This is a genomic window from Polaribacter sp. R2A056_3_33 (assembly GCF_019278485.1).
Classification (GTDB): domain Bacteria; phylum Bacteroidota; class Bacteroidia; order Flavobacteriales; family Flavobacteriaceae; genus Polaribacter.
Genome location: NZ_CP058984.1, coordinates 3,525,570 through 3,537,817, shown reverse-complemented (window position 1 = coordinate 3,537,817; position 12,248 = coordinate 3,525,570). Strand labels below are relative to the sequence as shown.

Genomic DNA, 12,248 nt, shown 5'->3' with positions numbered 1-12,248 from the left:
TACAGACTGCTATTGCTGATGCTAAAAAACAACATAAAAGTGGTTTGGTAACCGTTGTTGGTGCAAAGAAATTCCATTTTATGAGTGATACAAAATGGTTTCTAAAACAAGGTTTTGAAGAAGTAGAAAAAATAGGAAGCGGATTCTGTCTTTTAGCAAAGAAAATATATTTAGAAGCAGAAAATCCAAAATTTAATGATTCTGTAAAATCCGGAACTTGTTCAGAGAAAAACGGAATTGTGGTTTATTATTCTAATAGATGTCCCTTTGCTGGATTCCATGCCAGAAACTCAATTACCGAAACTGCGAAAAAGAGAAATCTACCTCTAAAAATAATCAAAATAAAAACCAACAAACAAGCTCAAAATGCACCAAGTCCTGCAACCATTTTCAGTCTTTTTTTTAACGGAAATTTTAGAACCACAGATATTAGTGTGTGCATGGATTCTAGATTTGATAAAATTGTAAACAACAATTAAAATAGTCATTTTTCAATTTGATATTTAAACCCAAAAAAGTTAATTTCGTTCGCTTGTGATTAAAGGCATGAATATTGCTTTGTATCAGAATTAATATTTTAAGAAATTTGAAACCAAGAACAACGTATCTTATGAAAAAATTACTGACAATTATTACCATTATTTCGGCATCAATAGTAAGCGCACAAAACAATAAAGACTCTTTAAATGTAATTTATAAAAACTATTTTGAGCTTTTGAAAACAAAAGAAAAATTGGACACGATTGTTTTAAAAGTGAATAATTTTGAAGAATTAATGAAGTCTAACAACAAAATAATTAAAGAATTTTCTGATGCAGAGCTTTTTGGTTTAAAGAACCAATTAGAACAACGAAGAAAAAAAATAATAAATACAACAGAATTTGTTTTTGCTTCAAACGCAAGTTTAAACGCTATAAAACAACTAGATGCAACTAGTGATTATCTTACTCAAATCTCTAGCTTAAACAATCCTGAAAATTCAGATTTAGGTTTTTCTTTATCCGAAGAAATTGCAGAAATTTTAGAGAATGAAATCATAAAAGGTAATCGAAAAATTAATGGCGTAAAAAAATCTAAATTTCTACTTTTTATTGATAACATTATAAAATCTCCTTTAACAGAAGAATTAACCAGTGCAATACCTGTGGTGAGTTCTATAAAGTCTGTTGTAGATTTGGTGATGGGCAATGCGCTTAAAGGAAACGATGTTTCCATAGATGATGTTATAGATTTAAAAAAATCATTAAATGTGTATTTGGTGCATTATGAGGGATTGGCAAAAGCACAAACAGAATTTGAACAAAACCTTGGCAATTTAGATATTAGAAAAGAAGGTTTGGTGCTACTTTTAACACAATACACCACAGAGCGCTCTAATACTTTAAACCCTAATGCCATTTCTGAGCAGGATAAAAAATTAACCTTAACAAACGTTATAAATAAGCACTATACAAAAGGTATTGTACAGCAAAGCGTAGATAAAATAATTAGTGCTAAACCCTTAGATTACAACAATCATTTAACAAATAAAAAATTAATGTATCCTACGTATGCATTAAACCAGGCAAAGTTTATAAGAGATGAGGTAGAATCTTTAAGTAAAGAGTATATCTCAATTTTCAGCACTTATCAATCTGCTTTAAAACAAGTTTTAGAAAAAAGTAAAGCTATCGGTGATAAAAATAAAATTGACAATAAAATATCTGAATTAGAAATAAAACTTTTGGCTGTTCAGGTTGCATTTGATGATAATTTAAATATTTATAACTTAAATAGTAAATTTAATGCATTAATGGAATATTAAAAATATCTAAAGTTTTAAAATCAGTTTATGAATAAAAATGTATTAAAAACAGGTGTTTTTTCTTTTGGAATGTCAGGACAAATATTTCATGCTCCATTTATTAATGAACATCCTAATTTTGAATTAAGTGCGGTTGTAGAAAGATCTTCTAAAAAAGCACATCTTACCTACCCTACAATAAAAAGTTATGATAATATTGATGAACTTTTAGCTGATTCAGAAATAGAATTGGTTATTATCAATACTCCAAATACTACTCATTTTGAGTTTGCTTTAAAGGCTTTACAAGCAAACAAACATGTATTACTAGAAAAACCTTTTACTGTTAAATCATCCGAAGCAAAAAAATTATTTACAGCGGCAAAAAAATACAATCGTGCTGTTTTAGCATATCAAAACAGGCGTTATGATAGTGATTTTTTATCAGTAAAAAGTGTGTTAGATTCAGGTAAACTAGGGCAATTGGTAGAGTTTCACCTTCGTTATGATCGTTATAAATATGATATCGGTCCAAAAGCAACCAAAGAAACACCTGTTCCTGGAAGTGGTTTAGCATATGATTTAGGTCCGCATTTGTTAGATGCTGTAATCTCTATTTTTGGAATTCCGCAAGAATGGAAAAAACAATTAGGTAAATTTCGTCCGAATACTCAAGTAGATGATTATGCTCATTTTCATTTAATATATCCAAATGAACTGCAAGTTTTTATAACTACAAGTTTATTGGTTACCGATCCACAACCTGCATTTATTTTACACGGAACTAAAGGCTCTTATATTAAACAACGTGCTGATGTACAAGAACAACAATTACAAAAAGGCATGAAACCTTCTAACTCTTTGTTTGGTTTAGAAGATATTAATAATAAAGGTGTATTAACCACAATTAATGATGAAGGCATCAAGAAACAAGAAAATATAGCTTCTGAAAAATCTTCTTATATGCAAGTATTTGATGATGTTTATAATACGATTAGGGAAGAAAAACCATATCCAGTAACAGAAGTTCAAATTATGCAACAGCTAGAGATTTTAGAAAGTTAAATAACTATTTCTTCTAAATTTAAGGTTGAAAAATAATATCTTTACAGCTCAATTCAATGATTCTTTTTTAGTTTAATTGAATCGGTATAAAAACTAATTATTAAAACGACCAAAACGAATGCAAACTACTAAGCTGAGCACCGAAAGTATATTACCACTCACCTGCTCGCGAGCTGGGACCTGCTGTTTTGGAAAAGCGGTTATGCTAAATCCTTGGGAATTATTCAGTTTTAGTAAAGAGAAAAAAGTAAGTCCGAGAGATTTTCGAGATTTGTATACCGATTTTGGAGGTATTCGATTAACTTTTAACGGAAAACAAGATAAAAAAGGACAGAATGCTTGCAGTCAATATGTCGAAAATCATGGTTGTAGCGTGCACCAAGGTCGTCCGTTAGCCTGTCGTTTATATCCTCTAGGTCGTCAAATTCAATTTGAAAAAGCAGATTATATTTTTGAAGGAGCACAATTTCCGTGTTTAACAGATTGTGCAGAAGTTTTAAACTTACCAAAATTAAGTGTTGGCGATTATCTAAAAGGACAAGGTGCAGCTCCTTTTGAAAAAGCACAAGACGCCTATTTAAACGTAATGCAAAATATTGCTGATATTGCTTTTGAATTGTTATTAGACGGTGGATTATCCGCCTCTGGCGATACAAAAACATTGACTTTATGGAGAGAAATGGGTAATGAACTTCCTGAGATCTTGGCAGAACGAATTGGAAAAGATTGGATAGACGCCTTAATGATTCCTGAAATAAAAGAAGTTGGAGATAATTCGATAGAATTTGCACAGAAACACAACGATTTATTACTATTAAAAGCACAAAAACAATTTAATAGTTTGCAAACGCTAGATCAAGTGCATGAAGCTTGTGTGTTAATTATGGGCGTTGCATTGCATTTATCTAGAGGCTTGGGAGCAGACACAAAAGGAATTGCAGAACTCTGGATAGAAACAGCAAAAAGTCACGGAGCAAAAGAATAATCCTTTTACTTTCTTGTTTTATCCTAGTTTTAATTCACATTTTAAAAAAGAATCAAATTTCTGAATATAAAATGTAAGGTTTACATTTTTAAACCGATTACATCTAATTAACATCCATTTAAAACAAACCACATGAAAAAAACATTTATTACATTATTTGCTAGTTTACTACTTGTTGTAAGTTGTAAAAAAGATCCAGCTAAAACAAAACAAATAGAAGAAAAACCACAACCTGTTGTAGAAAAAACTTTTGCTCAAAAAATAGAAGTAGCTCATAAAAAAGATGCTTTTTTAGCAAAAGAAGCAATACAATTTGATGCTTTTATAGAATTTGGAGGAAACGAGGTTTTTAATGCAAACGTAACTGTTTCAACAACTTCAGATATTGCAAAAATCACTTATAAAAATGGTGATGAAATTTATGTAAATAAAGAAAACATTTTTGTTTCTCCTAGTTTAGAAGCAAATCCAGGGGTACGTTTTCATGCTTATACTTGGAGTTATTTTTTCTTATTTCCTTATAAATTAAGCGATAATGGAACTATCTGGAATGATGCTTTTAAAACTAAAGAAGCTACTCTGAACTATGATACTGCAAAATTAAGTTTCGAAGCAAATACGGGTGATGCACCAGATGATTGGTACGTTGTGTATAAAGACAAAAAAACAGATCTTTTAGAAGATGTTGCTTATATTGTTACCGTTAATAAAAGTACAGAAGCTGCAGAAGCAGATCCGCATGCTATTAAATATATCGATTATACAGAAGTTGATGGAGTTCCTTTTGCTGCAAATTGGGAATTTTATGGTTGGAGTATTGATAAAGGTTTAACCGATAAAATTGGATTTGCAAAAATTACAAATATTAAATTTGTAGAAGGATTTAGAAATGACTTTGCTATTCCAGAAAACTATATTAAAAAATAATTTTTCTTTTTCATAAAAAAAGCCTCACAATAATTTGTGAGGCTTTTTTTAATTTCTAAACTTATTACTTGTAATAATATATTTTAGTTTTTCTTTTAAATCTTCTCCGGTATCATACACCATTTGCTCATTGCTAGGAAAAGGAGCTACTCTTAAAACTACCAAATCTAAATAAGATTTACTTAAAGCTCTTTTATCACCTTTATAGTTTGCATAAATGTGTTCAAAAATAAACTCGCTTTCTATAGGATACGTTTCTATTAATTGATGAGAAGTTAAATCTACATATTTTACACGTCCAACAACTTTTGCTGTTTTTAATTGCGTAAATTGATATAAGTAACAACGAATATTTACCATTTTATCAACCTGAATTTTATTGCCTTCATTATCTAAAACATTTTTTCCGTTTTCATCTAAAAGATATATTAAACCATCTTTAACCTGACTTTCTTTAATAATTTCTTTTTCTTTAACCTGTTCTGGAGAAATTGATATATTTCTAAGGTTTAACTCTAAACTAAAATCATAGGTGATTTCTCTATTTTTTCTTCCGTGGTAAACAGTCCAAAAATCATTTAAACCATACGTGTCAAAGTTTAATAAATCTTCTTCTAATTTTTTAGGAATTATTTTTTCTGATTCATTTTTCATAGAAACAATCACAAAATCTAATCCGTTTTGATGCGCAATTTCCATTAAACTTCTAACATCTTTATAGTTCGGATTTATTTTTTCTAAATACTCTAATTCAGAATAAGCAGTTCTATAATCTAACTTATTATTACTATTAAATAGTTCTTTAGCTTTTTCATATAAATGATCTGATAATTGATTTTTTGTTGCTATAATTTCATTATCATAATTAACAAACTTAAAATCAGCAGCTCTATTTTCTTCTAAAATAGCTAAAGGTAACAAGGGCTTTATAATTTCTTGTCTATTTTTTAAATTTGCATAAAGTCCGTAAATAGTTTCAATCCTTTCTGGGTTATTGTCTTTCTTTAAGAAATTAATTTGTGCTAAATCTTTAGAATTTGCTTTTACAAAAGCCTGTTCTAACATAATAACATACGGCTGATTTCCTTTTTTAGCCTTATTTTTCTTTAAGTTTTCTAAAGCTATGTTTATAGCTCCATCATAATTTCCATTATTAATAGCTTCCTGTGTACTTTTAACACTACTGCAAGAAGTAAAAATTAAAAATGATAAAATAAATAGTAATTGTTTTTCCATAATAAGTAGTTTGTAACCTATTTTCAATAGTTGTGCCAAAAATATTATTTTTAAAACTATAATAACTAATTTGACTCATGTACTTTATTGTAAAAGGATATTCAAAAAAATTAAAACTTTATTAAAAAAAAATGCTATATGTGACAAATGTCACATTTCACCTTAAAAACCAATCGTAAATTTGCGATAGATATTATGAAAAGAAATTTAGACCCCATAGAATACAAAGAAAATACGGAAGCCTTAGCAAGATTTGCAAAAGCTTTGGCACATCCAACTCGTATTGCTATTTTAAAACATTTAGAAAATCAATCCTGTTGTTTTACAGGCGATTTGGTAGAAGTTTTTCCTTTGGCACAATCAACAATTTCTCAACATTTAAAAGAGTTAAAAAATGCAGGTTTAATTCAGGGAGAATTAAAACCACCCAAAATAAAGTATTGTATCAATCAAGAAAATTGGACTGTCGCTAAATCGTTATTTCAACAATTTTTTGAGTGATATTTTTTTAATAATCAAATCGCTTATAGGCGATAAACAAATAAAACTATTATGAATAAAGTAATTAAAATTTTAGGAACTGGTTGTCCAAAATGTAAATCTATGACAGCCGTTGTTAGTGATGTAATTGCAGAAAACAACATTAATGCTACTGTAGAAAAAGTAGAAGATATTATGGAAATCATGAAATATAATGTAATGACGACTCCTGCATTAGTTATTAATGATGTCATTAGCATTAAAGGAAGAATTCCCTCTAAAGAGGAAGTATTGGCACTATTAAAATAATATAGTAGTAATTTAAATAAGTAATATGTTTGGTTGCTCGCAGTCGAAAACTCTTTATATGGTTTAATAGTTATCGACTGCACTAGAACTGTTAATAATAATATTACTAACCATTATAAAACAAAAAATTATTTAAACAAAAAGTCAGTATTTATTGACTGATCTTTAAATCTCAAGCTATGAATTATCAAATTAAAGCCTCTTCCCAATCAAAGGAAGATGCTGTTATTCATATAAAAAAATCGAATATTAATTTTGGTACAACTTTAAAAAATGCTGATACTTTACCGAATCCGGCTGAATTATTTTTAGGCTCGTTTGCTGCATGCATGCTAAAAAATGTAGAACGTTTTTCTAGTATGATGAATTTTACCTATTTAAAAGCTACCCTTGAAGTAAAAGCAACACGTTTAGAAAGTCCGCCAAGGATGGATAATATCATCTACAATTTAAACATTTATAGCAACGATAAAAAACTAAATGTAGATTTACTAAAAAAGAACATCGAAAAATTTGGTACTATTTACAATACCATAAAATTATCTTGTGCTATTTCTGGAACCATTAAAACTTTAGAAAATGTTTGATTGGATACAAAATTTTGCAGATTGGTTAATTTATTCCATTTTTAATATTGGTACAGATACGCATTTAGGAACTGCCTTAAATTTCTTTGTGTATGACACAATTAAAATTCTAATCCTTTTATTTTTTATCGTTTTTATAATGGGAATTGTAAATGCATATTTTCCTATTGAACGATTAAAAGAGTATCTACATAGAAAAAAACTTTATGGTTTAGAATACTTTTTTGCATCTATTTTTGGAGCAATAACTCCCTTTTGCTCCTGCTCTTCAGTTCCGCTGTTTATTGGTTTTGTACAAGGCGGAATTCCGTTAGGAGTTACTTTTGCATTTCTAATTACTTCACCTTTGGTAAATGAAGTGGCTATAGCAATGTTTTTAGGGTTATTTGGAGTAAAAGCTACCTTAATTTACGCTATTTCAGGTATTTTATTAGGGAGTATTGGTGGCTGGTTATTAGGTAAATTTAACCTAGAACCATTGCTTTCTGATTGGGTAAAAAAGATTCTTGACAATAAAATAAGTCATGCTGAATATGAAGAAGAAGAAAAACAAACTTTCTACCAACGATTACCAGAAATAACAAATGCCGCTTGGGATATTGTAAAAGGTGTTCTACTTTATATAATTATAGGAATTGCTATTGGTGCAGCAATGCATGGTTTTGTACCGGAAAACTTTTTTCATACTTATTTAGGTGGTGGGCAATGGTGGACAGTTCCTCTTGCAGTTATCGTTGCAGTACCTATGTATGCAAATGCTGCTGGTATTGTACCAATAATTCAAGTTTTTGTTGCTAAAGGTGTTCCATTAGGTACAGCAATTGCTTTTATGATGGCAACTGTAGGCTTGTCTATTCCTGAAGCTACAATGCTTAAAAAAGTAATGTCATTAAAATTAATTGCTATCTTTTTTGGTGTAGTTACTATTGCAATCATTTTGTCAGGATTTCTATTCAATTTAATACTATAAAATTCTATATGTCACACATACATAATCAGACCTCAGCTTCATTAAGTGTTAAAGATATTAACCACTCTTTTTTTAATGGTATTGCGTTAAATCTTGTGTATGCATATTGTTCTGAAAACTTAAAGAAATAAAATAGAGACATAAAAGAGGAGTTAATTGAACAAAATAATACACTAGAGTTTGAAACAACAGATGAAAAAGTCTAGAGAAAAGAATAAATTATAAATATATATCAAATGAAAATAATTAAAATTTTATCAGTACTAACATTCGTCTTAATATTAAGCGCTTGCAGCGGAGAAAAGAAAAATAAAGAGCAATCTTTAGATCAATCAACTTCTAAAATAGAGGTTATAGATTTCCACTCTACTCACCGTTGTATGACTTGTAATGCCATAGAAAAAAATACTAAATATACTTTAAATACGTATTTTTCGAAAGAATTAGAAGAAAATAAAATTACCTTTCAAGTGATTAATGTTGATGAAAAAGAAAATGAAAAAGTAGCCGAAAAATTTGAAGCTACCGGAACTGCATTAATTATAAATGTGATAAAAAACGGAAAAGAAACACAAATAAACTTAACTGATTTTGCTTTTATGAACGGAAATGACCAAGATGCTTTTTCTAAAGAACTAAAATCAAAATTAGACAAGCAACTAAAAATGTTATAAATGGAGTTTTTACAATCTCTTATAGAGAATTATAACATCCCAATTTTATCTGCTTTAATACTCGGATTAATGACAGCTATTAGTCCGTGTCCTTTGGCTACCAATATTACGGCAACCGCTTTTATTTCTAAAAATATAGCAAGTAAGCGAAAAGTTTTTTTAAGCGGATTATTATATTCCTTAGGACGTAGTTTTAGTTATACTGTTATTGGATTGATTTTATACTTTGGAGCAAGTAAATTCCATATTGCACGTTTTTTTAATCAGAATGGAGAAAAATATTTAGGTCCTTTATTAATCATTATCGGTTTGATTATGCTGAATATTATCAAACTAAATTTTTTAGGAAAATCTAATTTTCAAGAGAAATTATCTGATAAATTTAAAGATAAAGGTCTGTTAGGTTCTTTTTTAATTGGTGTTGTATTTGCATTGGCATTTTGCCCGTATAGTGGCGCTTTATTTTTTGGAATGTTAATTCCAATGACAATAGCATCTGTAGATGGATTGTATTTACCCATAATATTTGCATTTGGCACAGGTTTACCTGTTATTCTTTTTACATATTTATTAGCTTTTACAGCAGGTAAAGTTGGTATGTTTTACAACAAAATCACCAAAATAGAAAAAGTAATGCGTACTGTTGCTGGTGTGGTTTTTATATTTACGGGGTTGTATTATATTGCTATTTTTATAGGAATATTGAAGTAGTAAATACGAGTACATAATTGAAACAACATCCTAATAATATTACAATAAAAATTTATTAATTTTTAATTTGTACCACATTAATACGTTGTTCTAAAGAATGAGCAACAGGTCCAAATTGATTAAAAATAGCAACATCTACTGCATCAAGACCATAACCTACAGTTACATACCCTCCTTTTTGTCCGATTTGAGTAGCATCAAAAGTATACCATCGTCCACCAACATAAGCTTCAAACCAAGCATGCATATCCATAGGTTGTAATTGGTGTAAATAACCAACGACCATACGAGCAGGAATACTTAAGCTTCTGCATAATGCTATGCCTAAATGGGCTAAATCTCTACAAACTCCAGAGCGTTTCTGATACACTTCTGTGGCAGAAATAGGGTAATCGCTACTTCCTGGAATATAACTTATATTAGTTCTCAGCCATTCTTCTATTGCAAATACTTGTTTATAACCAGCGGGTTTATCTAGAGTAATGGAATTTGCTAAATCATTAAAACGATCGGACTCACAGTACCTACTTGGTAATAAATAGCAAAGCACATCATTAGGTAATTGCTCTATTTCTATAAAAGGTGCATCAAAATTGACATCTACAAATTCAGAAGTCTTTACATCTGAGCTCGTATAAATAGATAGTTTACCTACCGGAGCAACAAAACGCTGATACAAATTACCATAATCGTCTGTAAATTCAAGGATTTTTATATTGGGTGTTATTTTAAATTCGTCACGCTCAATCCACTGTTCTGCTCCACTTCGAGGGCGTAATCTTAAAATAAAAGGAGTGGGTATATCTATATCAAAAGCCAAATTACAACTAACACGTAACCACATAATTAAATCTTATTAATAACAGTTGATATCACCAAAATTGGCAATACTTAAATGTAGTGGATTCATTGTTAAGAAGTGTTGCTTTATATGTTTTAATTACATCATAATTATATGTAAACAACAATAATTAGACCTATAATTAGTGAATTAAAAACTTTAATTATGCTTTGAAAACCCAAAATAGCGCTATAGATTCTAATTGCTGGATATAAAAAACAAGTGGATTCTATCCGCATCTAACAATAATAAAAAATATGAAATAGAATAAAGTGATTTTATAAAAGGAGAAGTTATTGTAAAGTTTCTATTTAAAATTATCACAAAAAAAATCCAATGAAATTTCATTGGATTTTCTATATATGTAAAATTTTGAACCAAGTTCAGTATTTCGTTTTGTTATTACACATTGAATCTAAAGTGCATAATATCACCGTCTTTAACAACGTACTCTTTACCTTCTACTTTCATCTTACCAGCTTCTTTTACTTTCGCTTCAGAACCATAAGTAGCAAAGTCTTCATAAGCAATTGTTTCTGCTCTAATAAACCCTTTTTCAAAATCTGTATGTATCACTCCTGCAGCTTGAGGCGCTGTAGAACCAATAGGAATTGTCCAAGCTCTAACTTCCTTTACACCTGCAGTAAAATAAGTCTGTAAGTTTAATAATTTATATGCAGAACGAACCAATCTAGAAACACCCGCTTCTTCTAAGCCAATATCTGCTAAAAACATTTGTCTTTCTTCATAATCGTCTAATTCTGTAATATCTGCTTCTGTACCAACTGCTAATACAATAACTTCTGCATTTTCATCTTTTACAGCCTCTCTAATTTTTTCTACATATGCATTTCCAGAAACGGCAGAACCTTCATCAACATTACAAACATATAACACTGGTTTTAAAGTGATAAATTGTAATGGTTGTACAAATTCCATTTCTTTTTCTGTAAAATCTAAAGTTCTTACAGAAACACCTTTTAATAAAGTTTCTTCAATTTTAAGTAAAACTACTAATTCTGCTTGCGCTTCTTTATTACCCGTTTTAGCTGTTCTCTTTACACGCTCTAAACGTTTTTCTACAGCTTCTAAATCTTTTAATTGCAATTCAATATCGATTGTTTCTTTGTCTCTAACAGGATCTATAGAATTATCTACATGTATAATATTATCATTATCAAAACAACGAATTACATGTAAAAGCGCATCTGTTTCACGAATATTTGCTAAAAACTGATTTCCTAAACCTTCTCCTTTACTTGCTCCTTTTACCAAACCAGCAATATCTACAATCTCTACAGTAGCAGGCTGAACTCTTTCTGGAACAACTAATTCTTCTAATTTCTCTAAACGTGTATCTGGCACGTTTACAACTCCTAAATTTGGTTCTATGGTACAAAAAGGAAAGTTTGCACTTTGCGCTTTTGCATTTGATAAACAGTTAAATAAAGTTGATTTTCCTACGTTTGGTAATCCTACAATTCCGGCTTTCATCTAAATAATTTTTGCTTCAAAAGAAAGTTTTTTAACTTAAAATTAATAAACTCTCTTAAAGTTTTAAGAATGCAAATATAATACTTTGTTAAACTTAAAATGATTTTTATTTATAAATAAAGAATAACAATACATTTATAAAAAAATCAACATTTCATGACGAAAAAACTACTCTCTTTTTCATTA

Annotated in this window: 14 protein-coding genes; 11 read left to right on the top strand and 3 right to left on the bottom strand. The window is 29.4% G+C overall.

Annotated features, from left to right (window positions below):
* Positions 1–80: 80 nt before the first annotated feature.
* The 5 genes from H0I29_RS18385 (at position 81) to H0I29_RS14845 (ending at position 4,760) form a co-directional block, all read left to right on the top strand.
* Positions 81–479, top strand: a complete 399-nt coding sequence (locus H0I29_RS18385; protein WP_254712639.1) for a YoaP domain-containing protein — start codon at positions 81–83, stop codon at positions 477–479.
* Positions 480–610: 131 nt separating this feature from the next.
* Positions 611–1,804, top strand: a complete 1,194-nt coding sequence (locus tag H0I29_RS14860; RefSeq protein WP_218733679.1) for a hypothetical protein — start codon at positions 611–613, stop codon at positions 1,802–1,804.
* Between the two features lie 27 nt (positions 1,805–1,831).
* Positions 1,832–2,848 carry a Gfo/Idh/MocA family oxidoreductase gene (locus H0I29_RS14855; RefSeq protein WP_218753034.1) on the top strand — a complete coding sequence of 339 codons (1,017 nt, stop codon included), beginning with the start codon at positions 1,832–1,834 and terminating at the stop codon, positions 2,846–2,848.
* 202 nt (positions 2,849–3,050) lie between these two features.
* Entirely contained in the window at positions 3,051–3,833 is a 783-nt protein-coding gene (locus H0I29_RS14850) for a YkgJ family cysteine cluster protein (protein ID WP_254712638.1), read from the top strand.
* A 132-nt stretch (positions 3,834–3,965) separates the two neighbouring features.
* Entirely contained in the window at positions 3,966–4,760 is a 795-nt protein-coding gene (locus tag H0I29_RS14845) for a hypothetical protein (RefSeq protein ID WP_218753030.1), read from the top strand.
* A 48-nt stretch (positions 4,761–4,808) separates the two neighbouring features.
* On the opposite strand, the gene H0I29_RS14840 is transcribed toward H0I29_RS14845, so the two are convergent.
* Positions 4,809–5,996, bottom strand: a complete 1,188-nt coding sequence (locus tag H0I29_RS14840) for a hypothetical protein (RefSeq protein ID WP_218753028.1) — start codon at positions 5,994–5,996, stop codon at positions 4,809–4,811.
* A 195-nt stretch (positions 5,997–6,191) separates the two neighbouring features.
* Between H0I29_RS14840 and H0I29_RS14835 the strand changes: the two genes are divergently transcribed.
* From H0I29_RS14835 to H0I29_RS14810, 6 genes are all read left to right on the top strand, one after another.
* Positions 6,192–6,497, top strand: coding sequence for a helix-turn-helix transcriptional regulator (locus tag H0I29_RS14835; RefSeq protein WP_218733669.1), 306 nt, complete (start codon positions 6,192–6,194; stop codon positions 6,495–6,497).
* Between the two features lie 51 nt (positions 6,498–6,548).
* Complete coding sequence (locus H0I29_RS14830) at positions 6,549–6,785, top strand: thioredoxin family protein (RefSeq protein WP_218753027.1); 237 nt, start codon at positions 6,549–6,551, stop codon at positions 6,783–6,785.
* A 179-nt stretch (positions 6,786–6,964) separates the two neighbouring features.
* Positions 6,965–7,372, top strand: a complete 408-nt coding sequence (locus tag H0I29_RS14825; RefSeq protein WP_218753026.1) for an OsmC family protein — start codon at positions 6,965–6,967, stop codon at positions 7,370–7,372.
* Positions 7,365–8,342 carry a permease gene (locus tag H0I29_RS14820; protein WP_218753025.1) on the top strand — a complete coding sequence of 326 codons (978 nt, stop codon included), beginning with the start codon at positions 7,365–7,367 and terminating at the stop codon, positions 8,340–8,342. The genes H0I29_RS14825 and H0I29_RS14820 overlap by 8 nt, the downstream gene beginning before the upstream one ends.
* A 236-nt stretch (positions 8,343–8,578) precedes the next feature.
* A complete protein-coding gene (locus H0I29_RS14815) occupies positions 8,579–9,016 on the top strand; it encodes a nitrophenyl compound nitroreductase subunit ArsF family protein (protein WP_218753024.1) in 438 nt (145 codons plus the stop codon).
* Positions 9,017–9,727 carry an aromatic aminobenezylarsenical efflux permease ArsG family transporter gene (locus H0I29_RS14810; protein ID WP_218753023.1) on the top strand — a complete coding sequence of 237 codons (711 nt, stop codon included), beginning with the start codon at positions 9,017–9,019 and terminating at the stop codon, positions 9,725–9,727.
* Positions 9,728–9,782: 55 nt separating this feature from the next.
* Here the strand turns inward: H0I29_RS14810 and H0I29_RS14805 are convergent, their stop codons facing one another.
* A complete protein-coding gene (locus H0I29_RS14805; RefSeq protein WP_218753022.1) occupies positions 9,783–10,571 on the bottom strand; it encodes a transglutaminase family protein in 789 nt (262 codons plus the stop codon).
* Positions 10,572–10,970: 399 nt separating this feature from the next.
* Positions 10,971–12,062: a redox-regulated ATPase YchF gene (gene ychF, locus H0I29_RS14800; protein ID WP_218733657.1), complete on the bottom strand. Its 1,092-nt coding sequence runs from the start codon at positions 12,060–12,062 to the stop codon at positions 10,971–10,973.
* Positions 12,063–12,248: the final 186 nt, after the last annotated feature.